Source organism: Enterobacter cloacae complex sp. IR5459, from assembly GCF_049238005.1.
GTDB classification, from domain to species: Bacteria; Pseudomonadota; Gammaproteobacteria; order Enterobacterales; family Enterobacteriaceae; genus Enterobacter; species Enterobacter hormaechei_C.
Map to the genome: position 1 here is coordinate 362,715 of NZ_JBMKIG010000004.1, position 26,668 is coordinate 389,382.

At 57.6% G+C, this 26,668-nt stretch carries 25 protein-coding genes, 2 tRNA genes and 1 riboswitch; of the genes, 16 read left to right on the top strand and 11 right to left on the bottom strand.

Features of this window, described 5'->3' with window-relative positions:
- Window positions 1-30: 30 nt before the first annotated feature.
- Together ACOTX4_RS11255 and putP are read right to left on the bottom strand one after the other, a co-directional pair.
- Window positions 31-450, bottom strand: a complete 420-nt coding sequence (locus ACOTX4_RS11255; RefSeq protein WP_023315789.1) for a DUF3574 domain-containing protein — start codon at window positions 448-450, stop codon at window positions 31-33.
- A 71-nt stretch (window positions 451-521) separates the two neighbouring features.
- Entirely contained in the window at window positions 522-2,030 is a 1,509-nt protein-coding gene (gene putP / locus ACOTX4_RS11260; protein WP_003858085.1) for a sodium/proline symporter PutP, read from the bottom strand.
- Between the two features lie 422 nt (window positions 2,031-2,452).
- On the opposite strand from putP, the gene putA reads away from it, so the two are divergent.
- Together putA and ACOTX4_RS11270 are read left to right on the top strand one after the other, a co-directional pair.
- Window positions 2,453-6,415, top strand: coding sequence for a trifunctional transcriptional regulator/proline dehydrogenase/L-glutamate gamma-semialdehyde dehydrogenase (putA, locus tag ACOTX4_RS11265; RefSeq protein WP_045331434.1), 3,963 nt, complete (start codon window positions 2,453-2,455; stop codon window positions 6,413-6,415).
- 51 nt (window positions 6,416-6,466) lie between these two features.
- Window positions 6,467-6,862 (top strand): lysozyme inhibitor LprI family protein, encoded by a 396-nt coding sequence (locus tag ACOTX4_RS11270; RefSeq protein WP_045331437.1) that lies wholly within the window; start codon window positions 6,467-6,469, stop codon window positions 6,860-6,862.
- On the opposite strand, the gene rutR is transcribed toward ACOTX4_RS11270, so the two are convergent.
- Window positions 6,859-7,497: an HTH-type transcriptional regulator RutR gene (rutR, locus tag ACOTX4_RS11275; protein ID WP_045331439.1), complete on the bottom strand. Its 639-nt coding sequence runs from the start codon at window positions 7,495-7,497 to the stop codon at window positions 6,859-6,861. The genes ACOTX4_RS11270 and rutR overlap by 4 nt on opposite strands.
- 245 nt (window positions 7,498-7,742) lie before the next feature.
- On the opposite strand from rutR, the gene rutA reads away from it, so the two are divergent.
- The 7 genes from rutA to rutG are packed head-to-tail and all read left to right on the top strand — an operon-like array spanning window position 7,743 to window position 13,177.
- Entirely contained in the window at window positions 7,743-8,834 is a 1,092-nt protein-coding gene (gene rutA, locus ACOTX4_RS11280; RefSeq protein WP_003858092.1) for a pyrimidine utilization protein A, read from the top strand.
- The gene (gene rutB, locus ACOTX4_RS11285; RefSeq protein ID WP_045331441.1) at window positions 8,834-9,523 is read left to right on the top strand and encodes a pyrimidine utilization protein B; all 690 of its coding nucleotides are present in this window, start codon (window positions 8,834-8,836) and stop codon (window positions 9,521-9,523) included. Before rutA ends, rutB begins: the two co-directional genes overlap by 1 nt.
- Before the next feature lie 11 nt (window positions 9,524-9,534).
- Window positions 9,535-9,921, top strand: a complete 387-nt coding sequence (rutC, locus tag ACOTX4_RS11290; protein ID WP_008499822.1) for a pyrimidine utilization protein C — start codon at window positions 9,535-9,537, stop codon at window positions 9,919-9,921.
- A 7-nt stretch (window positions 9,922-9,928) separates the two neighbouring features.
- On the top strand, window positions 9,929-10,729 hold the full coding sequence (rutD, locus tag ACOTX4_RS11295; RefSeq protein WP_045331444.1) for a pyrimidine utilization protein D: 801 nt from the start codon (window positions 9,929-9,931) through the stop codon (window positions 10,727-10,729).
- A 9-nt stretch (window positions 10,730-10,738) separates the two neighbouring features.
- Window positions 10,739-11,329, top strand: a complete 591-nt coding sequence (locus ACOTX4_RS11300) for a malonic semialdehyde reductase (RefSeq protein ID WP_032104810.1) — start codon at window positions 10,739-10,741, stop codon at window positions 11,327-11,329.
- 12 nt (window positions 11,330-11,341) lie between these two features.
- Window positions 11,342-11,833 carry an NADH-dependent FMN reductase RutF gene (gene rutF / locus ACOTX4_RS11305; RefSeq protein WP_045331447.1) on the top strand — a complete coding sequence of 164 codons (492 nt, stop codon included), beginning with the start codon at window positions 11,342-11,344 and terminating at the stop codon, window positions 11,831-11,833.
- Between the two features lie 21 nt (window positions 11,834-11,854).
- The gene (gene rutG, locus ACOTX4_RS11310; RefSeq protein WP_023324427.1) at window positions 11,855-13,177 is read left to right on the top strand and encodes a pyrimidine utilization transport protein G; all 1,323 of its coding nucleotides are present in this window, start codon (window positions 11,855-11,857) and stop codon (window positions 13,175-13,177) included.
- A 110-nt stretch (window positions 13,178-13,287) separates the two neighbouring features.
- Here rutG and ACOTX4_RS11315 read toward each other — a convergent pair whose 3' ends face one another.
- Both ACOTX4_RS11315 and ACOTX4_RS11320 read right to left on the bottom strand, forming a co-directional pair.
- A complete protein-coding gene (locus tag ACOTX4_RS11315) occupies window positions 13,288-14,208 on the bottom strand; it encodes a DMT family transporter (protein WP_003858106.1) in 921 nt (306 codons plus the stop codon).
- Window positions 14,209-14,324: 116 nt separating this feature from the next.
- On the bottom strand, window positions 14,325-14,495 hold the full coding sequence (locus tag ACOTX4_RS11320; protein ID WP_001273664.1) for a general stress protein: 171 nt from the start codon (window positions 14,493-14,495) through the stop codon (window positions 14,325-14,327).
- Window positions 14,496-14,886: 391 nt separating this feature from the next.
- Here ACOTX4_RS11320 and wrbA point away from each other — a divergent pair, with 391 nt between their 5' ends.
- Window positions 14,887-15,483: an NAD(P)H:quinone oxidoreductase gene (gene wrbA, locus ACOTX4_RS11325; RefSeq protein WP_006809323.1), complete on the top strand. Its 597-nt coding sequence runs from the start codon at window positions 14,887-14,889 to the stop codon at window positions 15,481-15,483.
- A gap of 18 nt (window positions 15,484-15,501) precedes the next feature.
- Window positions 15,502-15,729 carry a YccJ family protein gene (locus ACOTX4_RS11330; RefSeq protein ID WP_003858110.1) on the top strand — a complete coding sequence of 76 codons (228 nt, stop codon included), beginning with the start codon at window positions 15,502-15,504 and terminating at the stop codon, window positions 15,727-15,729.
- Window positions 15,730-15,761: 32 nt separating this feature from the next.
- Here ACOTX4_RS11330 and agp read toward each other — a convergent pair whose 3' ends face one another.
- Together agp and ACOTX4_RS11340 are read right to left on the bottom strand one after the other, a co-directional pair.
- Window positions 15,762-17,003, bottom strand: a complete 1,242-nt coding sequence (agp, locus tag ACOTX4_RS11335) for a bifunctional glucose-1-phosphatase/inositol phosphatase (RefSeq protein ID WP_045331451.1) — start codon at window positions 17,001-17,003, stop codon at window positions 15,762-15,764.
- A 92-nt stretch (window positions 17,004-17,095) separates the two neighbouring features.
- Complete coding sequence (locus tag ACOTX4_RS11340; RefSeq protein ID WP_023315778.1) at window positions 17,096-17,596, bottom strand: DedA family protein; 501 nt, start codon at window positions 17,594-17,596, stop codon at window positions 17,096-17,098.
- A 158-nt stretch (window positions 17,597-17,754) separates the two neighbouring features.
- Window positions 17,755-17,924, top strand: a riboswitch (M-box (ykoK) riboswitch).
- 60 nt (window positions 17,925-17,984) lie between these two features.
- Here ACOTX4_RS11340 and ACOTX4_RS11345 point away from each other — a divergent pair.
- Window positions 17,985-18,986, top strand: coding sequence for a magnesium transporter (locus ACOTX4_RS11345; RefSeq protein ID WP_003858115.1), 1,002 nt, complete (start codon window positions 17,985-17,987; stop codon window positions 18,984-18,986).
- Between the two features lie 42 nt (window positions 18,987-19,028).
- Here the strand turns inward: ACOTX4_RS11345 and ACOTX4_RS11350 are convergent.
- Window positions 19,029-19,116, bottom strand: a tRNA-Ser gene (locus tag ACOTX4_RS11350).
- A gap of 253 nt (window positions 19,117-19,369) precedes the next feature.
- On the opposite strand from ACOTX4_RS11350, the gene ACOTX4_RS11355 reads away from it, so the two are divergent.
- The gene (locus ACOTX4_RS11355) at window positions 19,370-19,888 is read left to right on the top strand and encodes a LuxR C-terminal-related transcriptional regulator (protein ID WP_003858117.1); all 519 of its coding nucleotides are present in this window, start codon (window positions 19,370-19,372) and stop codon (window positions 19,886-19,888) included.
- 40 nt (window positions 19,889-19,928) lie between these two features.
- Here ACOTX4_RS11355 and ACOTX4_RS11360 read toward each other — a convergent pair whose 3' ends face one another.
- Window positions 19,929-21,542, bottom strand: coding sequence for a mechanosensitive ion channel family protein (locus ACOTX4_RS11360; RefSeq protein WP_045331454.1), 1,614 nt, complete (start codon window positions 21,540-21,542; stop codon window positions 19,929-19,931).
- Window positions 21,543-21,715: 173 nt separating this feature from the next.
- Here ACOTX4_RS11360 and ACOTX4_RS11365 point away from each other — a divergent pair, with 173 nt between their 5' ends.
- Genes ACOTX4_RS11365 through ACOTX4_RS11375 form a run of 3 tightly spaced genes read left to right on the top strand, consistent with a single transcriptional unit; the run spans window position 21,716 to window position 24,509 of the window.
- Window positions 21,716-22,723 carry an ABC transporter substrate-binding protein gene (locus tag ACOTX4_RS11365; RefSeq protein ID WP_032657972.1) on the top strand — a complete coding sequence of 336 codons (1,008 nt, stop codon included), beginning with the start codon at window positions 21,716-21,718 and terminating at the stop codon, window positions 22,721-22,723.
- The gene (locus ACOTX4_RS11370; RefSeq protein ID WP_045331457.1) at window positions 22,720-23,751 is read left to right on the top strand and encodes a FecCD family ABC transporter permease; all 1,032 of its coding nucleotides are present in this window, start codon (window positions 22,720-22,722) and stop codon (window positions 23,749-23,751) included. The genes ACOTX4_RS11365 and ACOTX4_RS11370 overlap by 4 nt, the downstream gene beginning before the upstream one ends.
- On the top strand, window positions 23,748-24,509 hold the full coding sequence (locus ACOTX4_RS11375; protein WP_045324465.1) for an ABC transporter ATP-binding protein: 762 nt from the start codon (window positions 23,748-23,750) through the stop codon (window positions 24,507-24,509). The genes ACOTX4_RS11370 and ACOTX4_RS11375 overlap by 4 nt, the downstream gene beginning before the upstream one ends.
- Window positions 24,510-24,569: 60 nt before the next feature.
- Here ACOTX4_RS11375 and ACOTX4_RS11380 read toward each other — a convergent pair.
- Together ACOTX4_RS11380 and ACOTX4_RS11385 are read right to left on the bottom strand one after the other, a co-directional pair.
- A tRNA-Ser gene (locus tag ACOTX4_RS11380) sits at window positions 24,570-24,657 on the bottom strand.
- A gap of 144 nt (window positions 24,658-24,801) precedes the next feature.
- Window positions 24,802-26,430, bottom strand: a complete 1,629-nt coding sequence (locus ACOTX4_RS11385) for an ABC transporter substrate-binding protein (protein WP_045336723.1) — start codon at window positions 26,428-26,430, stop codon at window positions 24,802-24,804.
- Window positions 26,431-26,668 lie beyond the last annotated feature (238 nt).

A 26,668-nucleotide genomic window follows, 5' to 3' on the forward strand; every position in this document is an offset into this window, starting at 1 on the left:
TACAATGGCGGGATTTCCCGCCGTTTTTCATTAAAACTGCACGCACACCGGCTGGTCAACCCGCATCACCGACTCCTGCGCGAAGCGTGACTTATAGATCCCGCGCAACGCTTCAATATTCTTCTCACTCTGCGCATCTTTCCCGTGGATCAGCATCAGCGCCTTGCTCGGCTCGCGCGCCACCTTGCCGTCGTTACCCAGCCACTGACCACGGGCATCAAACACCGTTAAGCCATCGCGAAAACGCGGCGTCACGTCCTGGTCAACAAACTGCTGCCACTCGCTGCCGGTAATCTGCGCCCCTGCCGGGCGATTCAAGCCAAAATAGAGCGTGGTCTGCTGCATCTGGTTATCCGCTTTGCAGGTTTCCACCGGCACGTGCTGCGCGGGTGCGTTACAGCCCGCCAGCATCACGAATGCTGCCACCATTAACCCTGTTTTAATTCTCATTGATGAAGACTCACATAGGTGAAAGGACTATCCCCTCTCCCCACCGGGGAGAGGGTTAGGGTGAGGGGAGATTACTCAGCCTGAAGCTTAGTCGGCGGCGCAGTGTGGTAGTGCGCGTCGGCTTCCGCAAAGCGTTTCTGCATGGAGGCAGACGGTGCTTTACCCAGCAGGCTGAAGACCACGATACCGATGCTGCCGAAGATGAAGCCAGGAATGATTTCGTACAGGCCCAGCCAGGCGAACTGTTTCCAGACGATAACGGTCACCGCACCAATAATCATCCCCGCCAGCGCACCGTTGCGGGTCATGCGTGACCACATGACGGAGAACAGGACTACCGGCCCAAACGCGGCACCGAAGCCCGCCCACGCGTAGCTCACCAGCCCCAGCACGCGGTTTTCCGGGTTTGCTGCCAGCGCAATCGCCACCAGCGCAACCAGCAGCACCATAAAACGCCCTACCCACACCAGCTCTTTCTGGCTCGCGCCCTTACGCAGGAACGCTTTGTAGAGGTCTTCGGTGATGGCGCTGGAGCACACCAGCAGCTGACAGCTCAGGGTGGACATCACCGCAGCCAGGATCGCGGAGAGCAGAATACCGGCAATCCAAGGGTTAAACAGAATCTGCGCCAGTTCGATGAACACGCGCTCGGCGTTCTGGTTCACCGCGCCCGCCTGCGCCGGGTTGTTGTTAAAGTACGCAATGCCGAAGAAGCCAACCGCGCACGCGCCCGCCAGACACAGGATCATCCACGTCATGCTGATGCGACGCGCGTGAACGATGGTATGGTGAGAATCCGCCGCCATGAAACGCGCCAGAATGTGCGGCTGGCCGAAGTAGCCCAGGCCCCAGCCCATCAGGGAGACGATGGCGACAAAGTTCAGCCCTTTCAGCATATCGACGTTTTCGATGCTCTTCTGCTTGATCACTTCCAGCGATTCGCCAAAGCCGCCGACGGTGAAAATGACAATCACCGGAGTCAGGATCAGGGCGAAGATCATCAGGCTCGCCTGCACGGTGTCGGTCCAGCTTACCGCCAGGAATCCGCCCACGAAGGTATAGAGGATGGTCGCGGCCGCACCGGCCCACAGGGCGGTTTCATAGCTCATGCCGAAAGTACTTTCGAACAGACGCGCGCCCGCCACGATGCCGGAAGCACAGTAGATGGTGAAGAACAGCAGGATCACCACCGCAGAGATAATGCGCAGGATACGGCTGTTATCTTCAAAGCGTCCGGTGAAGTAGTCCGGCAGCGTCAGGGCGTTGTTGTTGGCTTCGGTATGCACACGCAGACGGCCTGCTACCAGCTTCCAGTTGATCCATGCGCCAACGGTCAGGCCGATGGCGATCCAGCTTTCGGAGATACCGGAGATGAAAATCGCGCCCGGCAGCCCCATCAGCAGCCAGCCGCTCATGTCGGAAGCGCCCGCAGAGAGTGCGGTGACCATCGGGCCTAAGCTGCGCCCGCCGAGGATGTAGTCGTCAAAGTTTTTAGTGGAACGCCATGCCAAAAACCCTATCAGGATCATGCCAAAAATATAAACGAGAAATGTCACCAGCATCGGTGTGCTAATAGCCATTCAAATTCTCCAAAATGTCGAGCGACAACCGTCCGGGTTGCCTTGTTATGTCATCACCGGAACGTAGTGATGTGTGTATGTGTTTCCGTTGGGCGCGCTATCCTGCCGTATACGCATCCCACTGACAAACGATTTAACACTGCATTTACATGAATTTCATCACTGGTTTTATACGTCTTTCCTATAGGTTGCACTCGCTCACGCTTTTACGGGTTGCACCTTTAAAAAGTGTTAAGCACCGCATAAAAACTGGGCTCAGAAACGGCCGCACGTTCTTTTTCACAGCTAACTAATCGTTAACAATCCATTCATTTTCCAGCTTGCAGACCAGGTCACATTTAACACGGTTGCACAAAGTTGCAACATGGTGGATATTTCACGCTATCAACAGAACGCTATTACAGAACAACAGGAGTTTTGGCATGGGGATGACCACCATGGGGGTTAAGCTGGATGACGCTACCCGCGAACGGATTAAAACCGCTGCGACCCGCATCGACCGCACACCGCACTGGTTAATCAAGCAGGCGATTTTTAACTATCTGGAAAGACTGGAGAGTGAAGAAGGTCTGCCGGAGCTGCCTGCCCTGCTGGCGGGCGCAGCGAACGAAAGCGAAGAAGCCGCGACGGCCGTTGAGGAGAACCACCAGCCGTTCCTCGAATTTGCCGAGCAGATCCTGCCGCAGTCCGTCAGCCGCGCCGCCATTACCGGCGCCTACCGCCGTGCCGAAACCGACGCCGTGCCGATGCTGCTGGAGCAGGCGCGCCTGCCGGAAGCCGTTGCCGCTCAGGCGCACAGCCTGGCGTATCAGCTCGCCGACAAGCTGCGTAATCAGAAAACCGCCAGCGGACGCGCTGGTATGGTGCAGGGTCTGTTGCAGGAGTTCTCCCTCTCCTCGCAGGAAGGCGTGGCGCTGATGTGTCTGGCGGAAGCGCTGCTGCGTATTCCGGATAAAGCCACCCGCGATGCCCTGATCCGCGACAAAATCAGCAACGGCAACTGGCACTCCCACATTGGCCGCAGTCCGTCGCTGTTCGTTAACGCCGCCACCTGGGGCCTGCTGTTTACCGGCAAGCTGGTCTCCACCCATAACGAAGCCAACCTGTCGCGCTCTCTGAACCGCATCATCGGCAAGAGCGGCGAGCCGCTGATCCGCAAGGGCGTGGACATGGCGATGCGCCTGATGGGCGAGCAGTTCGTCACCGGGGAAACCATTGCCGAAGCGCTGGCGAACGCCCGCAAGCTGGAAGATAAAGGCTTCCGCTACTCCTACGACATGCTGGGTGAAGCGGCGCTGACCGCCGCCGACGCGCAGGCCTACATGGTATCTTACCAGCAGGCGATCCACGCCATCGGTAAAGCGTCCAACGGTCGCGGTATTTATGAAGGCCCGGGCATCTCCATTAAGCTTTCCGCCCTGCACCCGCGCTACAGCCGCGCGCAGTACGACCGGGTGATGGAAGAGCTCTACCCGCGCCTGAAGTCCCTGACCCTGCTGGCGCGCCAGTATGATATCGGCATTAACATCGACGCCGAAGAGGCGGACCGTCTGGAGATCTCCCTCGATCTGCTGGAAAAACTGTGCTTCGAGCCGGAGCTGGCGGGCTGGAACGGGATTGGTTTCGTTATCCAGGCCTACCAGAAACGCTGCCCGTTCGTCATTGACTACCTGATTGACCTGGCCAGCCGCAGCCGTCGCCGCCTGATGATCCGTCTGGTGAAGGGCGCCTACTGGGACAGCGAAATCAAACGCGCCCAGATGGAAGGTCTGGAAGGTTATCCGGTCTATACCCGCAAGGTCTATACCGACGTCTCTTACCTCGCCTGCGCGAAAAAACTGCTCGGCGTGCCGAACCTGATTTATCCTCAGTTCGCCACCCACAACGCCCACACCCTGGCGGCGATCTACAGCCTGGCGGGTCAGAACTACTATCCGGGCCAGTACGAGTTCCAGTGCCTGCACGGCATGGGCGAACCGCTGTACGAGCAGGTGACCGGTAAAGTGGCCGACGGCAAGCTGAACCGTCCGTGCCGAATCTATGCCCCGGTAGGTACCCACGAAACCCTGCTGGCCTACCTGGTGCGTCGTCTGCTGGAGAACGGGGCGAACACCTCCTTCGTTAACCGCATCGCCGATACCACCCTGCCGCTGGACGAACTGGTGGCCGATCCGGTACAGGCCGTTGAGAAGATGGCGGCGCAGGAAGGCCAGATTGGTCTGCCGCATCCGAAGATTGCCCTGCCGCGCGAGCTGTATGGTGCAGGTCGCGTCAACTCGGCGGGTCTGGATCTCGCCAACGAACACCGTCTGGCGTCGCTCTCTTCTGCCCTGCTAAACAGCGCATTGCAGAAGTGGCAGGCCAGGCCGATCCTTGAGCAGTCCGTTGAGGACGGTGAAATGCAGCCGGTGATCAACCCGGCAGAGCCGAAGGATATCGTCGGCTACGTGCGCGAAGCCACGGAAGCGGAAGTGGAGCAGGCCCTGGAGAGCGCGGTGAACAACGCGCCAATCTGGTTTGCCACCCCGCCGCAGGAGCGTGCCGCCATTCTGGAACGCGCGGCGGTGCTGATGGAAGATCAGATGCAGCAGCTGATCGGCATTCTGGTGCGTGAAGCGGGTAAAACCTTCAGCAACGCCATCGCCGAAGTGCGCGAGGCGGTAGACTTCCTGCACTACTACGCCGGTCAGGTGCGCGATGATTTCGACAACGAAACCCACCGTCCGCTCGGCCCGGTGGTGTGTATCAGCCCGTGGAACTTCCCGCTGGCGATCTTCACCGGCCAGATTGCCGCGGCGCTGGCCGCAGGCAACAGCGTGCTGGCGAAACCGGCAGAGCAGACCCCGCTGATTGCCGCCCAGGGCATTAACATTCTGCTGGAAGCGGGCGTACCGGCGGGCGTGGTGCAGCTGCTGCCAGGGCGCGGTGAAACGGTCGGGGCCAAACTGACCTCCGATAACCGCGTACGCGGCGTGATGTTTACCGGTTCTACCGAAGTGGCCTCCCTGCTGCAACGCAACATCGCCACCCGTCTGGATGCGCAGGGCCGTCCAACGCCGCTGATCGCTGAAACCGGCGGCATGAACGCCATGATCGTGGACTCCTCCGCGCTCACCGAGCAGGTCGTCGTTGACGTGCTGGCTTCTGCCTTCGACAGCGCGGGCCAACGCTGTTCCGCCCTGCGCGTACTGTGCTTACAGGATGACGTGGCTGACCACACGCTGAAGATGCTGCGCGGTGCGATGGCGGAATGCCGCATGGGCAACCCGGGCCGTCTCACCACCGACATCGGGCCGGTGATCGACGCGGAAGCCAAAGCCAACATTGAAAACCACATTCAGACCATGCGTGCAAAAGGCCGTCCGGTGTTCCAGGCGGTGCGCGAGAACAGCGAAGATGCCCGCGAGTGGCAGACCGGCACCTTCGTGCCGCCAACGCTGATTGAGCTGGCAAGCTTCGACGAGCTGAAAAAAGAGGTCTTCGGCCCGGTACTGCACGTGGTGCGCTACAACCGTAACAACCTCAACGAGCTGATCGATCAGATCAACGCCTCCGGCTATGGCCTGACGCTTGGCGTGCATACCCGTATCGACGAAACCATTGCCCAGGTGACCGGCAATGCCAAAGTCGGCAACCTGTACGTTAACCGCAACATGGTTGGCGCGGTCGTGGGCGTGCAGCCGTTCGGCGGTGAAGGCCTCTCCGGCACCGGTCCGAAAGCGGGCGGCCCGCTCTACCTGTACCGTCTGCTGGCAAACCGCCCGGAAAATGCGCTGGGCGTGACGCTGGCGCGTCAGGACGCACACTATCCGGTAGATACGCAGGTGAAAGCCGTGCTGACCCAGCCGCTGGACGCGCTGATTAAGTGGGCAGAAAATCGTCCCGAGCTGCATGCGATTGCACAACAGTACGGCGAGCTGGCGCAGGCCGGTACGCAGCGTCTGCTGCCGGGCCCTACCGGCGAGCGCAACACCTGGACGCTGATGCCGCGCGAGCGCGTGCTGTGCGTGGCGGATAACGAGCAGGACGCGCTGGTGCAGCTGGCTGCCGCGACGGCAACGGGCTGTGAGGTGCTGTGGCCGGAAGATGCGCTGCATCGCGACCTCGCCAAACAGTTGCCAAAAGCGGTCTCGGCCCGCATTCGCTTTGCGAAGGCCGATGCCCTGCTGACCCAGCCGTTTGACGCGGTGATCTACCACGGTGATTCCGACCAGCTGCGCGAACTGTGCGAGCAGGTGGCGGCCCGCAGCGGCGCGATTGTCTCGGTGCAGGGCTTCGCCCGCGGGGAGACCAACCTGCTGCTGGAGCGCCTGTACGTTGAGCGTTCGCTCAGCGTTAACACCGCGGCGGCGGGGGGTAACGCCAGCCTGATGACAATCGGCTAACGCTGTGCTAATAAGGCTCCGGAGACGGAGCCTTATTTTATTGGGGAGTGTATGAAACGATATCTTATCGCAGGCGCAGCACTGCTGCTCAGCGCCGGCGCGCTGGCCGACGAGTGCGACAAAGCGACCACCCAGACAGAACTCAGTGCCTGTGCGGCAGAGCAGTACCAGGCTGCGGATAAAAAGCTCAACCAGACGTACCAGGCCGCCATCAAACGCGCGGCAGCCCCTCAGCGCGACCTGCTGAAAAAGGCGCAGCAGGCGTGGATCGCCCTGCGTGACGCAGACTGTAAATTGATGGGTTCAGGAACCGAAGGTGGCACTATTCAGCCGATGATTATCAACCAGTGCCTGACGGAGAAAACCGCGGAGCGCGAAGCGTTTCTGGCCACGCTGATGCAGTGTGAAGAGGGCGACTTAAGCTGCCCTCTTCCACCGGGAAACTAGCGCACGCGGATCCCTTCGATAATCATCCGCTGTACGTTTTCCAGGGTGCTCTGGAAAAACGCCTCGTCCTGGAGCGTTTTACCGGTCACCGCCTCGACCTGGGCCGCGAAGTCAGCGTAATGCTGGGTAGCGGCCCAGATCATAAAGATCAGATGCTGCGGGTCGACGGGCGCCAGTTTTCCGCTGGCGACCCATCCGGCAATAATGGCCGATTTATCGTCCACCAGCTGCTTTAGATCTCCCGTCAGCTCCGCCTGCAACAGCGGCGCGCCCTGCAACATCTCCAGGCAGAACAGCCTTGATGCCTGCGGGTAATCACGCGATACCTCCAGCTTCAGGCGTATGTACTCCTCTATCGCCACCAGCGGGGCCAGCTCTTCGCGAAATGCCTTGAGAGGTGCCAGCCAGATATCGAGGATCTGCTGCATCACCGCGATATAGAGCGCCTCTTTTGACGGGTAGTAGTAGAGCAGATTGGTTTTGGACACCCCGGCCTGCTCCGCCACCTGCTCAAGGCGCGTACCGTGAATACCAAACTGCGAAAATGTCTCCAGCGCAGCGCTGAGGATCGCCTGTTTCTTGGCGCTCACCGCCTGCGAACGTTTACCTGGTGTTTTCACTGCGCCTTGTGTCATTTTCGCTCTCCATTTTCTGTCCTGCGCTCAGCATAGCAAAACCCCCGTCTCGCCACGACCTTCTGCACCCTCAGCGCGCATGAGTGCCTGTTTTCTGTGCAATGATTTTGACCATCTAGTCCACATTTTCGCTGTTAATTTCAACAACCATCATTTAACACCCTAATAACAAAGTGATTTTCAAAACTGGCACTGCCTTTGCAAAAACATCGTGACACCTGCGATGTAATGAAGAGAGGTTCGTGATGAAAATTGGCGTATTTGTACCGATCGGCAACAACGGCTGGCTTATCTCGACCACTGCCCCGCAATACATGCCGACCTTTGAGCTGAATAAAGCCATCGTGCAGAAAGCGGAGCACTACCACTTCGACTTTGCGCTCTCGATGATCAAGCTGCGCGGTTTCGGCGGTAAGACCGAATTCTGGGACCACAACCTGGAGTCTTTCACCCTGATGGCGGGCCTGGCGGCGGTAACCTCGCGCATCCAGATTTACGCCACCGCCGCCACCCTTACCCTTCCCCCGGCAATCGTGGCGCGGATGGCCTCCACCATCGACTCCATCTCCGGCGGGCGCTTTGGCGTTAACCTGGTCACCGGCTGGCAAAAGCCGGAGTACGAGCAGATGGGGATCTGGCCGGGGGACGATTACTTCTCCCGTCGTTACGACTACCTGACTGAATATGTGCAGGTGCTGCGCGATCTATGGGGCACCGGCAAAAGCGATTTCAAAGGCGACTTCTTTACCATGAACGACTGCCGCGTCAGCCCGCAGCCGTCGGTGCCGATGAAGGTGATATGCGCCGGACAGAGCGACGCGGGAATGGAATTCTCGGCGAAATACGCCGACTTCAACTTCTGCTTCGGCAAAGGCGTTAACACCCCGGCCGCCTTCGCGCCCACCGCGGCACGCATGAAAGCGGCCGCCGACAAAACCGGGCGCGACGTGGGCTCCTACGTGCTGTTTATGGTGATTGCCGACGAAACCGACGACGCCGCGCGCGCCAAATGGGAACGATACAAGGACGGCGCGGATGACGAAGCGCTGAGCTGGCTTACCGAGCAGAGCCAGAAGGATACCCGCTCCGGCGCGGACACCAACGTTCGCCAGATGGCCGACCCGACGTCTGCCGTCAATATCAACATGGGCACCCTGGTTGGCTCGTATGCCAGCGTCGCCAGAATGCTCGACGAAGTGGCTGCCGTGCCCGGCGCCGAAGGCGTGCTGCTGACCTTCGATGATTTTCTCACCGGCGTGGAAACCTTCGGCGAGCGCATTCAGCCGCTGATGCAGTGCCGCGCCCACATCCCTGCCGTGACGAAGGAGGTGGCGTAATGACGACCCTCAACGCTCGCCCGGAAGCCATTACCTTTGACGCGCAGCGCAGCGCGCTGATCGTGGTGGATATGCAAAACGCCTATGCCAGTAAAGGCGGGTATCTGGATCTGGCCGGGTTTGACGTCTCCACCACGCAGCCGGTGATTGAGAACATCAAAACCGCCGTGCACGCTGCGCGCGCTGCGGGCATGCTCATCGTCTGGTTCCAGAACGGCTGGGACGACCAGTACGTCGAGGCTGGCGGTCCCGGCTCCCCCAACTTTCACAAATCCAACGCCCTGAAAACCATGCGCCAACGGCCCGAACTCCAGGGCACGCTGCTGGCGAAAGGCGGCTGGGATTATCAGCTGGTGGATGAGCTGGTACCGGAAGCCATCGATATCGTACTGCCGAAACCGCGCTACAGCGGCTTTTTCAATACCCCGCTCGACAGCCTGCTGCGCAGCCGGGGCATTCGTCATCTGGTCTTTACGGGCATTGCCACCAACGTCTGCGTGGAGTCGACCCTGCGCGACGGCTTTTTCCTCGAGTATTTTGGCGTGGTGCTGGAAGACGCTACCCATCAGGCCGGGCCGGATTTTGCCCAGAAAGCCGCCCTGTTCAATATCGAAACCTTTTTTGGCTGGGTCAGTAACGTCAATGATTTCTGCGACGCGCTGGATCCCCCGCTCGCCCGCATCGCCTGAGGAGAACCGCTATGCCGAAATCCGTGATTATTCCGCCGGGCACCAGCACCCCGATTGCCCCCTTCGTTCCCGGCACCCTCGCCGACGGCGTGGTGTATGTCTCGGGCACGCTGCCGTTTGATAAAGACAACAACGTGGTGTTTATCAACGACCCAAAGGCGCAAACCCGCCACGTGCTGGAGACGATCAAAACCGTGATCGAAACGGCGGGTGGCACGATGGAGGACGTGACCTTCAACAGCATCTTTATCACCGACTGGAAAAACTACGCCGCGATTAACGAAATCTACGCGGAGTTTTTCCCGGGCGATAAACCGGCGCGGTTTTGCATCCAGTGCGGGCTGGTAAAGCCGGACGCGCTGGTTGAAATTGCCACCGTTGCGCACATCGCGAAGTGAGGCCGCCATGAAACTGTCCATTTCCCCGCCCCCCTTTGCGGGCGCGCCCGTGGTGGTACTGATTGCCGGGCTCGGCGGCAGCGGGAGCTACTGGCTGCCTCAGCTCGCCGTGCTGGGGCAGGAGTATCAGGTGGTGTGCTACGACCAGCGGGGCACGGGGAATAACCCGGATACCCTGCCGGAAGACTACACCCTCGCACACATGGCCGACGAGCTCGCACTGGCGTTAGCCGGGGCCGGGATCGCCCGTTACTGCGTGGTAGGCCACGCGCTGGGGGCGCTGGTGGGCCTGCGGCTGGCCATCGATAAGCCCGACGCCCTTACCGCGCTGGTCTGCGTCAACGGCTGGCTGACGCTCAATGCCCATACCCGACGCTGTTTTGACGTTCGCGAACGTCTGCTGCATGCGGGCGGCGCGCAGGCGTGGGTAGAGGCACAGCCCTTGTTCCTCTACCCGGCAGACTGGATGGCCGCCCGCGCCCCGCGGCTGGAGGCCGAGGACGCGCTGGCGCTGGCCCATTTTCAGGGCAAAGCCAATCTGCTGCGCAGGCTGCATGCCCTGAAACAGGCCGATTTCAGCCGCCATGCTGCACGCGTTAGCTGCCCCGTACAGATTATCTGTTCCACCGACGATCTGCTGGTGCCGTCCGTCTGCTCCGCTGAACTGCACGCCGCTCTCCCGCACGCCCGCAAAACGGTCATGCGCCAGGGCGGGCATGCCTGCAATGTGACCGTGCCGGACATCTTTAACACTCTGCTGCTGAACGGGCTTGCCAGCCTGCTGCACAGCCCAGAACCCGCTTTGTAAGGAGCTTGAATGAGCGAAGCCATCACGCCCGCCGCGCTGGAAACGCTGTTTACCGGCGCACGTACCCATAACGGCTGGCTGGATATACCGGTCAGTGACGAGACGCTGCGCGAGATTTATGACCTGATGAAATGGGGGCCGACGTCCGCCAACTGCTCCCCGGCGCGCATTGTGTTTGTGCGAAGCCCGGAAGGAAAAGAGAAGCTGCGCCCGGCGCTCTCCAGCGGCAACCTTGAGAAAACGCTCACTGCCCCGGTCACGGCGATTGTCGCCTGGGACAGCGAGTTTTATGAGCGCCTGCCTGAACTGTTCCCGCACGGCGATGCCAGAAGCTGGTTTACCGCAAGCCCCGCGCTGGCGGAAGAGACCGCCTTTCGCAACAGCTCAATGCAGGCCGCGTACCTGATTTTCGCCTGCCGCGCGCTCGGGCTGGACACCGGGCCGATGTCGGGTTTTGACCGGGAAAAAGTGGACGCGGCCTTTTTCACGGGCACGCTGCTTAAAAGCAATCTGCTGATTAACATCGGCTATGGCGATACGACCAAACTGTACGGACGCCTGCCGCGTCTGGCCTTTGACGATGCCTGCGGGCTGGCGTAAGGAGCGAACGTGATGACACCGGATAAACAAACCTTTCGCGACGCTATGGCCTGCGTCGGCGCAGCGGTCAATATCATTACCACCGACGGCCCGGCAGGCCTGGCGGGCTTCACCGCCAGCGCGGTATGCAGCGTCACGGATTCCCCGCCTACCCTGCTGGTGTGCCTGAACCGCGGCGCGTCGGTCTGGCCGATTTTCAGCGAGAACCGCACCCTGTGCGTTAACACGCTGAGTGCCGGACAGGAGCCTTTATCCAGCCTGTTTGGCGGGAAAACGCCGATGGCGGACCGCTTTGCCGCTGCCCGCTGGCAGACAGGCGACACGGGCTGCCCGCGTCTGGAAAATGCGCTGGCCTCATTCGACTGCCGCATCAGCCAGGTGGTGAGCGTCGGCACCCACGACATTCTGTTTTGCGACATTGTATCGATTATCCGCCACCCGGCGCCGCAAGGGCTGGTGTGGTTCGACCGCGGCTATCACGCACTTATGCGACCCGCCTGTTAATCCGCATTCAGGAGACAGATTATGTTCGGACTTCCCCACTGGCAGTTGAAATCGACCTCCACAGAAGAAGGCGTGGTCGCGCCGGATGAAAGGCTCCCGCTCGGGCAGACCATGGTGATGGGCGTGCAGCATGCGGTCGCGATGTTTGGTGCGACGGTGCTGATGCCCATGCTGATGGGGCTGGATCCTAACCTCGCCATTTTGATGTCGGGTATGGGTACCCTGCTGTTCTTTTTTGTCACCGGCGGGCGTGTGCCCAGCTATCTGGGCTCCAGCGCCGCCTTCGTTGGAGTGGTCATTGCAGCGACCGGGTTTAACGGTCAGGGTATTAATCCCAACCTGAGCGTGGCCCTCGGCGGCATTATCGCCTGTGGGCTGGTCTATACCCTAACCGGTCTGGTGGTGATGAAAGTCGGCACGCGCTGGATCGAGCGGATGATGCCCCCCGTCGTCACCGGGGCGGTGGTGATGGCGATAGGCCTGAACCTCGCGCCGATTGCGGTGAAGAGCGTTTCCGGCTCGCCGTTTGAAAGCTGGATGGCGGTGATTACGGTGCTGTGCATCGGCGTGGTGGCGGTCTTTACGCGCGGCATGATCCAGCGGCTGCTGATCCTGGTCGGGCTGATTGCGGCCTGTCTGGTCTACGCGCTGCTGGCGAACGTGTTCGGCCTCGGCAAACCGGTTGATTTCACACTGATTCATCAGGCCGCCTGGTTCGGCATGCCGCACATAACCTCGCCCACCTTTAACGCTCAGGCGATGATGCTCATCGCGCCTGTCGCGGTGATTCTGGTGGCTGAAAACCTGGGCCATTTGAAAGCCGTAGCGGGAATGACCGGCCGCAATATGGACCCGTATATGGGACGGGCGTTTGTGGGAGACGGTCTGGCGACCATGCTCTCCGGCTCGGTCGGCGGCAGCGGCGTGACGACCTACGCGGAAAACATCGGCGTGATGGCAGTGACCAAAGTCTACTCGACGCTGGTCTTCGTGGCGGCGGCGGTGATGGCGATGCTGCTCGGCTTTTCCCCAAAATTCGGCGCATTGATCCACACCATCCCGGCACCCGTGATTGGCGGCGCCTCGATTGTGGTATTTGGTCTTATTGCCGTCGCGGGGGCACGTATCTGGGTGCAGAATCATGTTGATCTGAGCCAGAATGGTAACCTGATCATGGTGGCGGTGACACTGGTGCTGGGGGCGGGTGATTTCGCCCTGACGCTGGGCGGGTTTACGGTAGGCGGGATTGGCACGGCGACCTTCGGCGCGATCCTGCTCAACGCCCTGCTGAGCCGCCGGAAAAGGGATGTACCGCAAGGAAAAGCCATCACCCCTTCCACCTGAAATACGTGCCGCATTCTTGCCGGGTGACGCTACGCTTACCCGGCCTACAATTGGCAAGTAGGCCCGAGCAAGCGAAGCGCCGCCGGGCTAAACGGACAGGGTGCGCGTTGTTAGCTATCTGCCCCTTGTTCAGCGCTCAATCCGGCAGTCGCCTTACGTCGTTTTTTTAACTTCAACTCGCTCACCAGCACCCCAGCGATAATAAATGCCGCGCCCACCAGCGCCAGCAGCGGCAGACGCTCCCCGGCGAGTCGCCCGAAAATACCCGCCCACACCGGTTCACCGGTGTAAATGACCGTCGCCCGTGTCGGGGATACGCTGCGCTGCGCCCAGTTCATGGTAACCTGGATAATGGCGCTGAAAATGCCCAGCCCCAGCGCCACGACGATAAGCCCGGTAGACATCGGCGGGACGGACTCCCCTGCCGGCACCATCGTCGCGAACGCCACCAGCGACGCGGTGGCAAGCTGCACCACCGTCACCCGCTTGACGTCCACTTTTCCTGCCCAGGCGCTAATCAGAATAATTTCTGCCGCAATGGCGACGGCCCCCACCAGAGTGATGATCTCCCCCGGCCCCAGCGCCAGCAGATTATTTTCCGGCCCGGCTAATAAAATAAGGCCGATGAACGCCAGCACGATGCCAATGCACGACATCAGGCCCGGCATTCTGCCGAGGCACAGCCACTGCAACAGCGGCACCAGCGGTACGTACATGGCGGTGATGAAGGCGGATTTACTGCTGGAGATAGACTGGAGCCCCCACGTTTGCAGGCTGTAACCCATGGCAATCGCCACGCCAATGGCGACACCCGCTTTAAGCTCTCTCAGGGTCAATCCGCGCAGGGTTTTCAGTGAAATAAGCGCCACGGCAACCGCAGCGGTTGCAAAACGCAGCCCTACAAAGAAAAACGGATCGCTCATCGTGACCGCGTACTGAACGGCAAGAAAGGTTCCGCCCCAGAACATGGTGATCAAAATCAGGATGGCTTCCTGAGGCTTAATGGAGAAGGTAAAACGGGAAACGGACATGGGACACCAGCACGAAGAATCAATCCTGTAGTGTGCGATGCCTTTGATGACAGTTCAATGTAGCAGACATAAAAAAACCGCCGGGAAACCCGGCGGCAGAGAGTTAACCCGGCGTACTACTTGTTGCTGCCGTGGCTATTTTTACCCCCTTTTTTACCAGCCTCTGATGCGCGCTGAGGGTCGTTTTTAAAGTTGCCCCCGCTAGACTGGCCACCTTTACGACCTGCTTCTGATGCTCTTTCACGGTCTTCAGCGAAATTACCTGAACCACCACGATGGTTTGCCATCTCTAACCTCCAGAGTGTGAAACATTAGACATCATATTGCATTCAGTAAAAGAGGATTCTTTCACCTCGCGGCTCAAGGACAGTGCCTTTATCTGTGCCGCGTGAAACTAAGCTTAGTGTAATGCGGCTATCCGGCAAGCGAGAGGTAATATTCTGCAACATGATCTCAGCCTTTCGTATGAAATATTGAGGAAGTCATTCATAAGCCATTCTTATATTTTGAAAAATCCGCGCCGCGAAAGTTGTTTCATTTTGCTACAAAGCACGTAACGAAAAGATATTGTTATATATCAAAGAAATGCCGTTCATTTTTGCAGTCTGGCTGTGATGTCATATCTTTAAAGGAACGCAGCGATCCGCTGTAAGAAAAACCAACGAGGAGTGATGCAAAATGGCAAAAGTTCTGGTGCTCTATTATTCCATGTATGGACACATTGAAACCATGGCTCACGCAGTAGCAGAAGGCGCAAACAGAGTAGACGGCGTTGAGGTCGTGGTTAAACGCGTACCGGAAACCATGCAGGCGGAAGCCTTCGCCAAAGCCGGGGGGAAAACACAAAACGCCCCGGTCGCCACCCCGCAGGAGCTCGCGGACTATGATGCCATTATCTTCGGCACCCCGACCCGCTTCGGCAATATGTCCGGCCAGATGCGCACCTTCCTCGACCAGACGGGCGGGCTCTGGGCCTCCGGCGCGTTATACGGCAAGCTGGCCAGCGTGTTCAGCTCTACCGGCACGGGCGGCGGCCAGGAGCAGACGATCACTTCCACCTGGACTACTCTTGCCCATCATGGGATGGTCATTGTGCCGATTGGCTACGGCGCGCAGGAACTGTTTGATGTCTCCCAGGTCCGTGGTGGTACGCCCTATGGCGCAACAACGATTGCCGGTGGGGATGGTTCACGTCAGCCAAGCAATGAAGAACTTTCAATCGCCCGCTATCAGGGTGAATACGTCGCGGGTCTTGCCAAAAAACTGAACGGCTAACCTAACAGGAGGACAAGTATGCCAACTCAAGAATCCAAAGCTCACCACGTGGGCGAATGGGCAAGTTTACGCAATACCTCTCCGGAGATTGCCGAAGCCATCTTTGAAGTCGCCAATTATGACGAAAAGCTGGCTGAACAGATTTGGGAAGAAGGCAACGATGAAGTGCTGGTTCGCGCCTTCAAAAAAACCGACAAAGACTCGCTGTTCTGGGGCGAGCAAACCATCGAACGTAAAAACGTCTGAACGTTCCCCCCGCCCATGCGGGGGGTTATTTTCTATTTCGCCGCGTTATCCATCACCGCATTGAATTTATCGACAGGACAGAAGCCGTTGCCATCCACCGGACAGCCCTTCAGCTCCAGCGTCACGCGCTGCGCAGGGGATTGCAGCGACAGTACGCTGGCGTTACGCAGCTGATCTGAACTCTGGTAAACATACTCAATTTTCATCAGCTCCTGGTTAGTGTTTTTATCATGCCAGCGCTGGAAGACAATTTTACCGCCAATCGGGGTTCTTTCCTGCTGGTCGTGCAGCTGATAAGGCCTGAAGTCCAGCGCGGTCAGCAGCGAGGCGATGTTAGAGTCGTGCCCTACCAGCAGGGTGATTTTTGGCGCTTTTGCCTGGTCGGTCACCAGCGCTTTATCAATGTACTTCACCAGCGGTTTAGCCACGTTCTGCGCCACCTCCGTCGACGTAAACAGCGAGTCCTGATAGCCGTTTTTCAGCTTCGACAGCACGCGCCACTGCTGATCGGTTTTGATTTCCCCCCAGGCCACCTGGTCTGTCGGGAAGCCTTCGTAATACTGTAGCGTGAAAGCATCTACCAGCGAGTTACCCACCTTCAGCGGCCCGGAGACGCCCGGTTCTTTTTCATAATCGGCGCTGAACGTATCTTTCGCCTCCGTCAGGGAGCAGACTTTTTTCTCCTTGCAGGACGGCGAGTCGCTGTAGTTTGTCAGCTGTTCCAGCAGTTTGTAGCTTTCATCCAGATGCATTTTCTGCCGTTCCGTCTCCATCGCTTTCAGCGCTTTCTCGCGAAACTCAGGGGAGTTATCGGTAATGACCGGATTGAAGGTGGGGTCCATGGTGCCCATTTTTTCCTGATGATGCACAGGAACATCGCACCCGGGGAACGCGCCGGTGATAAAGAACTGCGCGGTCGCCACGGTGCGCTGGAGGCTGTTGGCGTAGGCATAGACGGTATCCGCTGGCGGGCATTCACCCGTCTTCACCATTCCCTGCTCTGCCAGCCACTCGCGCATATAGTGACCCATATACACTTCCAGTACGCCGCCTTTGGTGGTGAGCTGTCCACCCGGGACGTCCCACTCCGGCCACTGCTTGGGCGTGGACTGCTCCAGCACGCTGCCGTTATTGGCAAGCGGCGCGCGCAGGTTGTGGCGGCTCATGATGAGCACCTGTTCCAGCTGATAGCCATCCGGCGTGTCCTGTGCCTGCGCCCCAAACGTCACTGAAAGCGTTCCTGCCACGGCGACAGCGAGTAGTGCTTTTCTCATCCCTTTTTCCTCATGCGTTTTTATCGTTACGCTGAGTGTGACAGACTGGTGACCGTTTTTTCGGGAAGCATTTCTCAAACTGATGAATACGTTCAGATGCTGATGCCGGTGACGATGCCGACATACAGCGCCGCCCATGCGCAGGCTGACAGCAGGCTAACGACGTAAACCTTCATCGCGCTCATCCTGAGCATGCCGGCCGCCAGCGGCACGATATAACGCAGCACCGCCAGGAAACGCGACGTGAACAGCGCGACTACGCCGTGCTTTTGCAGCTGATGCTGTACCCGCAGAAACTTATCGGCATGTTTTGCGGTGAGGCGTGACACCAGCCGGGTATGCCCCATCAGCTGGCCGATATGGTAATTCAGCACCGAACCTGCCGTAGCGCCCATCACCACCGCCAGCCACGTCATTCCGGGATGCAGACTCGACTGGCTGACGGCGATCCCCGCCATCAGCATGACCGATGCGGGCGGCAGCACCGAGGAGACCAGCACCGTCGATTTACTCAACGCCATAACAACGAGCAGCGCGAACAGATGCGTCGGATAATGCGCAAAATGATCCAGCAGCGTGTCCAGCCATGCCATTTTACTCTCTCCGGTAACAAATGAATTCTCCATTTAAAAAGAAAACAGTTAAATAAAACCTCAACATGCGTTTAATACTATTCATTTAAACCGTTCTTCAACATTATTAAAATTCCTCAGCAGCAGTTTTAAATAAGCGTATTATCCCTCTCGTTTTACAACGATCTCGTTATGGCGAGGCTCCTGTACAAATAAACGTTATCGCTCTGGTGGGTTCGAGAGAACCGGCACAGGGTAAAACAGGCACTGTCGAATCAAGGCTTTGTCAGTATAACTTCCCTAGCGGGATACGGTGTACAGTGCTGAACCCAGGACGTGGGGATCTCCTTTCCGACATGCCCTGTCTTGCTCGCCCCTGAGAGATTTTATTATTCAAAGGGAATTTACTATGTCTTACGCTATTCATAACCAAAACCTGGCTTTTAACGACAGCGCCATCGCGCAATATATGAATACCGATTTTATCGTTATTGATATTTCATTATGCGTGGCTCTGGCACGCGAGCAGTTCTTTGAAAAATTAAAAGATGATGATATTCCGTCGCATATTTTTATCGAAGATAACGGTCGCCTCGCGGGTTTGATCGCCGTACGCAAATTGTTGCAGGCCACCGACACCGTGCAGCCCGTTAAGGGGTTGATGATATCGGATTTTATTCAGCTCAAACCGGAAGATGAGCGGGCGGATGTCGCCGGGCTGCTGGCGCACGCGGGTGCGGATGTAGTTCCGGTGGTGACCCACGGCAAGCTGGTGGGCTGCCTTACCGAGCGTGAAATCGCCCATCTGCTGGAAGATGACGTTACTGAAGATGCCCAGCTTCAGGGGGCGACGCTGCCGCTGGAGAAGCCCTATCTGGAAACCAGCGCCTTCAGCCTGTGGAAGAAACGCTCTGTCTGGCTGCTGCTGCTGTTTGTCGCGGAAGCGTATACCAGCTCGGTGATCCAGCATTTTGAAGAGGCGCTGGAATCCGCCATTGCGCTGGCGTTCTTTATTCCGCTGCTGATTGGCACCGGCGGAAACAGCGGGACGCAGATCACCTCGACGCTGGTGCGCGCCATGGCGCTGGGTGAAGTCCACCTTCGCGATGTGGGTCGCGTGCTGCGCAAAGAGATGAGCACCTCGTTAATGATTGCCGCCACGCTGGGTCTGGCGGGCTGCGTTCGCGCCTGGATGATGGGCATTGGGATGGAAATCACGCTCATCGTCAGCCTGACGCTGGTCTGCATTACGCTGTGGAGCGCCATCGTCTCGTCGGTGATCCCGATGGTACTGAAACGCTGCAAAATCGACCCAGCGGTGGTCTCCGCACCGTTTATCGCCACGCTAATCGACGGGACCGGGCTGATTATCTACTTCAAAATCGCGCAGTATACGCTGGGGCTGGAATAACGAAAAAACCCTGCGATATTGCTATCGCAGGGTTTTCGAATTTGGCGGAAGCGTAGAGATTCGAACTCTAGAACCCTTTCGGGTCGCCGGTTTTCAAGACCGGTGCCTTCAACCGCTCGGCCACGCTTCCAAAGTGAGGCGCACTATAAACATCTCTGAGCATGATGTAAAGCACGAATTTGCATAACATTACACGTCTTCCGTCCTCCCCTTCCGTCCCGCTGATTTCTTCGCCATCGACTGGCTAAAATGTAAACATTTATTTTTACATTCATAACGTTTATTAGATTCGCGGGTGGTCATTTAGACTCTTTTTCGCACAACACTCATTAACCGTAGATCACTGCGTTAAGAGATAGCCATGACTTTATTTAACGACGATTATGAATTTTTTATTTATCAGTGATAACTATTACCTTTGCCATGGTGTATCAAGCTCCCTGACATCAACCCATTTGATTCGCGATGACGCGGATATTCACGATCTTGATGGGGTCGATCAGGCGATGGATTTTATCATTGCGATTGAACAGGATAAGTTACGCAATAAAACCATTCGGCAGGTCAAAAAAGTTAAGCGTGATTACATTGTTTTGATGCATGAGATAGAAGCCAACCGCGCGGTGAGAATCGATAATATTATCTATTCGTCGATGCATTTTACTGCTCACCCTTTTCAGCAGCTGATGCGCTTTTACCGGGCGCTCAGAACACACTCCTTTACGCGACGAGAATATGACGTGCTGAAGCTGTTTCATTTGGAAAACCATGAGATCGCGAAAAAGCTGCAATTGTCACAAAAAACGACCAGCACCTACCGCGTGAGGATCCTCGAGAAATTAAATATGCGCTCAAAAAACATTCTGGCGATGACCCGTGTAAAATCGGCGATCGTCGATTAAAAGCTGTAACATTTTGCCTTGCCACGGAAAAACCGGGCCGTCACGTTTCGCCCTGAGGGGGTTTGGCTGGCGAGGTATACCAGTTCTCTTTGGCAACCATCACGCTGCCCTCTGGCTGCATAACAAAATTCGGGGACATGATCTGCACGTTAAATTCGTTAAACACATCCTGTATCTGGCTATGCAGTTCATTGCGGGCAACCGCGAGGGACTGATCGGGCAGCAGGCGGACCTGCAATTCGTAAGCGATATACCAGTCCATTAACCCTAACTGGCGCACCAGCGGCGGCTCGGAAAGGTCAATCCCTTTTGCCCGTTTCGCGGCCAGCTCCAGCATGGCATGCACCTGACGCCATGGGGTGTCATAACCGATAGTGACGCTGACCGTCAGATTGAGGCTGCCATCGGGCTGTAGCGCGCTCAGGTTGGTGATCTTACCGCTCACCACCACCGCGTTGGGCACGGTAACGACATAATTTTCCCGGGTAATAATTTTGGTCGCCAGCATGCCAATTTCACTGACCTTACCTTCGTTATCCGCCACCCGAATGACATCGCCTTTACGCAGTGCGCGGGAGTAAATCAGGACCAGACCGCTCATGGCATGGTTCATCACCTCTGCCGAACCCAGCGTTAACATCAGTCCAAAGAAGACGCTAATACCTTTAAACGCCAGCGAGTTTGCACCGGGAAGAAACGGCCAGGCGGCGGAGAGAGCAAATAGCCAGACGGCAACGGAAATGAGCTTACGGGTAGCCCCCACGGTTTCCGGATGTACGCCGGGAAGTTGCAGACGACCAGCCTCCACCTGATTCAGCACCATCTTAAGAAGCTTCAGAATAAAAGCGGTAATGAGGAAAATGATCAGAACAATCGTCAGCCCCGGCAAGGCCGAGACAATCGCCAGGGCGATTTGCTGCACCACGCGAAGCGTCCAGTCTCCCAGCGACGTGCTCCACACCCGCGTCCACGGAAACAGACTGAATGCCCAGCTCAGCCAGACGTAAAAGCCGATCAACCCCAGCAGGAACATCAGCAAGGCGTAAAGCCGAATCTCAATGGCGCCAATGTACCGCCGCCAGCTTTGCGGCACCCGGCTGCGATTCTCCACAATACGCCGACGGTAGACGCGCCGGAACCAGCGCCAGGATCGCCACGCGCCGTAGCAGAGCAGCAACAGCGCCAGCAGGCCAGCGGCAGCTTTTACCGTCGACAGCGCCAGCCAGCCGGAATCGTATTGATCGCGCAGCGCCATTCTCTGTGCTTCCATGCGCGCCAGCACGCGCTGTGCGGCCTGATCGAGGGTAAGATCGTCCCCTTCGTCCAAATCCCCTTCCGTCAGCAGCATCACAGGTTTACCGTTCATCACTATCAGCCGTCCCTGCTGGTTATAGCGGGTCACGGGGACGATGCTGAGCGGCTCACGCACATCCGCCTCGGTAAAATTGCGCAGGGTGTTGCGGATGCGTAAAACGCGCTCTTCCGGCGTGGTCAGGCCAAATTTCGCCTGTAGCATGACGATGGGCTGATGGAAGATATAGACCGTTCGGGCGCGCTCCTGCTCCGTAGGCGCCTGGCGGGGCTCTGCGGCATACGATGAGAAGGCGCTCAGGGCGGCAAAACAGAACGCAAACGCGAGCAGGATCTTTTTCATCCTCACTCCCCCAGGTCAGAAATCTTGTTATTTTTCAGGCAACCCGCGAATGCCAGGTGGGTATGTTGAGAATAGTCCAGCCTTTCGTTTCTGCAACAAGCGACGGTGAGCGTGTTGCTCTCAATCGCAATCTATGTATTATGTTATAACATAACAATTTCGGATAGCGTTCTATGTTACTTAAAAAAGGGTTATTTCTGGCTTCACTGCTCTTCATGGCACCTGCCGCTTTCGCCGCAACCACCTGGCCTCTCACGATTGAAAATTGCGGCGTAAAGCAGACCTTTACGCAGGCTCCTCAGCGCGTCGTGACCGTGGGTCAGCATGAAACAGAATTACTGCTCGCACTGGGGCTGGAGAAAACCATCGCCGCGACGTCAGTCTGGTTCGGCACGCTGCCACCCACGCTGGAGGATGCCGGGAAAAACCTCCCCCGGCTTGCGGATAATTCCCCCTCCTTTGAGGCCGTGGTAGGGCAGAAACCTGAACTCGTTCTCGCGCAGTATCACTGGCACATTGGTCCGCAGGGAGAAGTGGGAACCCGTGAGCAGTTTGCGTCGCTGGGGATTAATACGTGGATCTCCCCTGCCGACTGCACGGATAAAACGGTAACGGAAACCTCAAACGCAGACGGAGCACGTAGCGCGCCGTTTTCACTGGCGGAAATTACGCGGGAAGTGACAGATCTGGCGACGATTTTTGATGTTTCCGCGCGAGGTGAGCAGCTCAATCGTGCGCTGGCGGAGCGTATTAAAAAGGCCCAGGCGCGCGCCTCCGCGAAACAACTTAGCGTCGTATTCTGGTTCTCCAGCAGCCGTCTGAATGGCGATCCCTGGGTGGCGGGGAATTACGGCGCGCCTGGCTGGATTAGCCGCACGCTGGGGTTGAAGAACATTATTGACTCTCACGACGAATGGCCCGCTGTAACGTGGGAACATATTGCCCGATCGCAGCCGGACGTGATTGTTATCGCCGGGATGTCCCGCAGGCTCTATCCTGCCGATGAGGTTGAGGTAAAAAAAGCGTTCTTGCGCAGTGACCCGGTGACAAAGAACATGCCTGCGGTCAGGAACAACCACATCATCGTGGTGCCAGCGATGTCGTTAAACCCTTCATTGCGTAACGTCGATGCGGTTGAGCTTATCAGCGATCGGCTGGCTTCTTTCCAGGATGAACAATGAGTCATTTCGCTTTTGACCGCCGCCAGCAGGGTTTACTGGCAGCAGGTGCCATGGCGCTGCCGCTGATGCTGGTCTTTGCCGCCAGTATCGGGGATATGCCGGTGTCGTATGCCAGTACCGGGAAAGCGATCCTCAACGGACTGGGTTTGACCTCTTATGCGTTGCCGCAAACGGAGGAAGGTATCGTCTGGCAATATCGCATGAGCCGGGCAGTAATGGCCGCGTGCAACGGCGGCGGCCTGGCGTTGTGCGGGCTGGTGTTGCAGTCGATCCTGCGTAACCCTCTGGCTGAGCCTTATCTGCTGGGGATTTCCGCGGGCGCATCGCTGGGGGCCGTCTGCGTGATGCTTCTCGGCATCGGGGGGAGCGTGATTGGCGTGAGCAGCGGTGCGTTTGTCGGCTCGTGCGCCGCCTTTGCGCTCATCATGGTGATAACAAACGGGATGAGTGAAAGCCCGTCGCGCATTTTGCTGGCTGGCATTGCGGGCACCCAGCTCTTCAACGCCATGACCGCGTACGTCGTCAGCACGTCCGCCAATGCCGAGCAGTCCCGTAGCGTCATGTTCTGGCTGCTGGGAAGTCTGAGCGGCGTGCGCTGGCCTGACGCGCTGCTGGCGCTGGCCGTTACGCTGGCGGGTTTACTGGTGGTATTGCTCTTTTCACGGGCGCTGGACACCTTCACCTTCGGGGATGAGGTCTCCACCACGCTGGGGATCCCGGTTACCGCCGTGCGTATTGTCTTATTGCTGACCTGTGCCATTGTTACCGCAACGCTGGTGAGCGCCACCGGCGCAGTGGGGTTTGTCGGGCTGGTCATTCCCCATGTGACGCGCATGCTATGCGGGCCGGGCCATCGTCGCTCGATCCCGCTGACGTTTCTTATCGGCGCCCACTTTATGATCCTCGCCGATATCGTCTCACGCACGCTGATTGTGCACCAGGTTCTGCCCATCGGGGTGGTGACTGCGCTGGTGGGCGCCCCCGTCTTTGTGGCGTTGCTTTATCAAAACCGAAAGGAGCATCCATGAATATTACTGTGGCCGGGTTAACCGTAACCCGACAAGCGCAGACGGTGCTTAAGAATATCGATCTCGACCTGCCATCCGGGCAGATTATCGGCCTGTTAGGGCCAAACGGCTCGGGCAAGTCGACGCTGCTGCGCTGTCTCGCCGGGCTGTTTCCACGACTCAGCGAACGCGTGGCGCTTAATGGCACAACGCTCGGCATGATGCCGCTGAAAAAACGCGCGCAGCACATGGCGTTTGTCCCGCAACATGCTGAGGTCGACGGAGAACTGACCGTTGAGGACATTGTCAGACTGGGGCGTACGCCCTACCGGAAAACATTCCAGAGAACCTCGCGCGACGATGAGGCTGCGGTTGAGCAGGCGATTGGCCTGATGCAGTTATGCCGCTTACGCCAGCGGCGATGGCACTCTTTGTCTGGCGGAGAGCGCCAGCGAAGCCAGATAGCCCGCGCGCTGGCCCAGCAGCCGCAGGTGCTGTTGCTCGATGAACCGACAAACCACCTGGACATTCAGCACCAGCTGGAGCTGATGCGGCTCGTTTCACAGCTGCCGCTTACGGTGGTGGTTGCACTGCACGATCTCAATCTTGCAGCCAATTATTGCCAGCGTCTGATCCTCCTGAAGGCCGGGCAGATCGCCGCCACGGGCGCGCCCGAAGCGGTTCTGACGCCGGTAAACATCGAGGACACCTGGTGCGTAAAAGCTCAGGTCTGCAAGGCCGACGCCGGGATCACGATAAGCTACAACATGGTGGCATGACGGAAGACTGGCGCAAAAGCAAAAACCCCTGCGATATTGCTATCGCAGGGGTTTCGAATTTGGCGGAAGCGTAGAGATTCGAACTCTAGAACCCTTTCGGGTCGCCGGTTTTCAAGACCGGTGCCTTCAACCGCTCGGCCACGCTTCCTAAGTGAGGCGAACTATAAACACCTCACCGCGCGCTGTAAAGAGTGCGCGCATTCGTTCGCTTTAAAAATAGCCAAAATGCGTTTAATCGGTTGAATAGACGACAGATTGGCCGTTTTGACAGCATAATATCCACCGCGGATCGTTAGTGCTTTTTGATGTACATATCTTTGGTGTAGTAGTACCCGAGCTTGTCTGGCGTGAAGCCCCCTACCCACGGTTTCACCAGGTGCGTGCGCACGTAATGATAAACAGGGATCGCCGGGACATCGCGTCCCAGCAGATCTTCTGCCTGCTGGTAGAATTTACCGCGCTCCTCCGCCGTTTTCGATTTCGCCGCGTTCACCAGTGCCCGATCGTAGTCCGGATTGCTGTACTGAGTGGTGTTTTGGCTGTCCCCGGTACGGAAGTTGTTCAGGAAGGTTGCCGCATCGTCGTAATCGGCAATCCAGGCGTAGCGTACCGCGTCAAAGTTATGGGTGTGCATGGTATCAAGCATGGTTTTCCACTCCTGATTTTGCAGCTTCGCCTCCACGCCGAGGTTCTTCTTCCACATTGAGCTGGCGGCAATGGCAATACGCTGGTGCGATTCCGAGGTGTTATAGAGGAGATTAAAGCTGAGCGGATGGCTGTCGTTAAATCCGGCTTCGGCCAGCAGCTTTTTCGCCTCGGCAATGCGTTTATCTATCGGCCAGCTGGCGTAATCCGGGTTCTGGAGCTTGACGCCGCCAATATCCGGCTGGCTGATGAGCCATGCCGGGCGCTGACCCTGCCCTAATACTTTATCGGCGATAATGTCTTTATCCAGCGCCAGGTTCAGCGCCTTGCGCACGCGGGCGTCGTTGAACGGCGGCCGGGTGGTGTTGAATTCGTAATAATAGGTGGCAAGCTGCGGCGATACATCCAGCTCGCTCCCCAGCGTTTTCTTCAGCTGAGCAAACTGGTTGATGGGCACCGTGTAGACAATGTCGATTTCGCCCGCTTTGTAGCGGTTAACGTCAGCAGCTTCAGAGGAAATGGGCAGATAGGTCACCTTGTTAATGACGGTATGTTCGTTATCCCAATATTTCGGGTTACGCACCGCCACAATGCGTTCGTTAACCACCCACTGTGACAGTTTATAGGCCCCGCTGCTGACGAAGTGCTCCGGTTTGGTCCACTTATCACCGAAACGGCCTACCAGGACTTTATCAATTGGCACCAGAGACGGGTGAGCCAGCATCGCCAGGAAAGCGGCGTTAGGTTGCGTGAGCGTCACTTCCAGCGTGGTGTCATTGATGGCTTTCACCCCCAGCGACTCGGGCGCTTTTTTGCCTTCTGCGATATCAGTGCCGTTGACGATACGCATACTACCGGGATAGCTGGCATACGGAGAGGCGGTTTTCGGGTCGACCAGCCGCTGCCAGCTCCAGACAATATCTTCCGCGGTGATGGGGGTTCCATCGCTCCAGGTAATGCCCGGGCGCAGATGGAACGTCCAGACGGTGTTGTCTTTATTTTCCCATTTCTCCGCCAGGCGCGGCTGGATTTCACCTGCCGGAGAGACGCTGACCAGCCCGTCGAATAAATCGCTGATAATATTGAATTCGACATCGCTTTCGACTTTATGCGGGTCGAGCGAGGCGGGTTCACTGCCGTTGTTCCTGACCAGTTCCTGCTTATCTGCCAGCTGGGTTCCTGCCGGCACCTTAGCCGCCCAGGTTGCCGTGCTGGCGCACAGGATCCCTGCGGTTAACAAAGAGAGTGTAAAGTGCGTGCGTGTTTGTGGTTTCATTTCCTTCGCCTTATTGTCTGTTTTTATGACGATCCGGAAATAACTCTTAGCGGCCTTAGGGAAATAACGCAATATTTTTCAGTGACCTATAAGAGGTTGATCTGAATACGCCCTACAAACCGCACTTCATTCTGAGTACAAAGGCTTTGCCAGAATAAAAAACCAGCATAATCCCTAAGGGGCTGAGTAAAGATGGGTAAAACCACTTTGCGTCTGCCGCGCCGTTTCCTATTCTTTG

Excerpts from the sequence above, each read along its gene's own strand:
- ACOTX4_RS11255 (WP_023315789.1), bottom strand. The coding sequence starts at position 450 with ATGAGAATTAAAACAGGGTTAATGGTGGCAGCATTCGTGATGCTGGCG.
- putP (WP_003858085.1), bottom strand. The coding sequence starts at position 2,030 with ATGGCTATTAGCACACCGATGCTGGTGACATTTCTCGTTTATATTTTT.
- putA (WP_045331434.1), top strand. The coding sequence starts at position 2,453 with ATGGGGATGACCACCATGGGGGTTAAGCTGGATGACGCTACCCGCGAA.
- ACOTX4_RS11270 (WP_045331437.1), top strand. The coding sequence starts at position 6,467 with ATGAAACGATATCTTATCGCAGGCGCAGCACTGCTGCTCAGCGCCGGC.
- rutR (WP_045331439.1), bottom strand. The coding sequence starts at position 7,497 with ATGACACAAGGCGCAGTGAAAACACCAGGTAAACGTTCGCAGGCGGTG.
- rutA (WP_003858092.1), top strand. The coding sequence starts at position 7,743 with ATGAAAATTGGCGTATTTGTACCGATCGGCAACAACGGCTGGCTTATC.
- rutB (WP_045331441.1), top strand. The coding sequence starts at position 8,834 with ATGACGACCCTCAACGCTCGCCCGGAAGCCATTACCTTTGACGCGCAG.
- rutC (WP_008499822.1), top strand. The coding sequence starts at position 9,535 with ATGCCGAAATCCGTGATTATTCCGCCGGGCACCAGCACCCCGATTGCC.
- rutD (WP_045331444.1), top strand. The coding sequence starts at position 9,929 with ATGAAACTGTCCATTTCCCCGCCCCCCTTTGCGGGCGCGCCCGTGGTG.
- ACOTX4_RS11300 (WP_032104810.1), top strand. The coding sequence starts at position 10,739 with ATGAGCGAAGCCATCACGCCCGCCGCGCTGGAAACGCTGTTTACCGGC.
- rutF (WP_045331447.1), top strand. The coding sequence starts at position 11,342 with ATGACACCGGATAAACAAACCTTTCGCGACGCTATGGCCTGCGTCGGC.
- rutG (WP_023324427.1), top strand. The coding sequence starts at position 11,855 with ATGTTCGGACTTCCCCACTGGCAGTTGAAATCGACCTCCACAGAAGAA.
- ACOTX4_RS11315 (WP_003858106.1), bottom strand. The coding sequence starts at position 14,208 with ATGTCCGTTTCCCGTTTTACCTTCTCCATTAAGCCTCAGGAAGCCATC.
- ACOTX4_RS11320 (WP_001273664.1), bottom strand. The coding sequence starts at position 14,495 with ATGGCAAACCATCGTGGTGGTTCAGGTAATTTCGCTGAAGACCGTGAA.
- wrbA (WP_006809323.1), top strand. The coding sequence starts at position 14,887 with ATGGCAAAAGTTCTGGTGCTCTATTATTCCATGTATGGACACATTGAA.
- ACOTX4_RS11330 (WP_003858110.1), top strand. The coding sequence starts at position 15,502 with ATGCCAACTCAAGAATCCAAAGCTCACCACGTGGGCGAATGGGCAAGT.
- agp (WP_045331451.1), bottom strand. The coding sequence starts at position 17,003 with ATGAGAAAAGCACTACTCGCTGTCGCCGTGGCAGGAACGCTTTCAGTG.
- ACOTX4_RS11340 (WP_023315778.1), bottom strand. The coding sequence starts at position 17,596 with ATGGCATGGCTGGACACGCTGCTGGATCATTTTGCGCATTATCCGACG.
- ACOTX4_RS11345 (WP_003858115.1), top strand. The coding sequence starts at position 17,985 with ATGTCTTACGCTATTCATAACCAAAACCTGGCTTTTAACGACAGCGCC.
- ACOTX4_RS11355 (WP_003858117.1), top strand. The coding sequence starts at position 19,370 with ATGAATTTTTTATTTATCAGTGATAACTATTACCTTTGCCATGGTGTA.
- ACOTX4_RS11360 (WP_045331454.1), bottom strand. The coding sequence starts at position 21,542 with ATGAAAAAGATCCTGCTCGCGTTTGCGTTCTGTTTTGCCGCCCTGAGC.
- ACOTX4_RS11365 (WP_032657972.1), top strand. The coding sequence starts at position 21,716 with ATGTTACTTAAAAAAGGGTTATTTCTGGCTTCACTGCTCTTCATGGCA.
- ACOTX4_RS11370 (WP_045331457.1), top strand. The coding sequence starts at position 22,720 with ATGAGTCATTTCGCTTTTGACCGCCGCCAGCAGGGTTTACTGGCAGCA.
- ACOTX4_RS11375 (WP_045324465.1), top strand. The coding sequence starts at position 23,748 with ATGAATATTACTGTGGCCGGGTTAACCGTAACCCGACAAGCGCAGACG.
- ACOTX4_RS11385 (WP_045336723.1), bottom strand. The coding sequence starts at position 26,430 with ATGAAACCACAAACACGCACGCACTTTACACTCTCTTTGTTAACCGCA.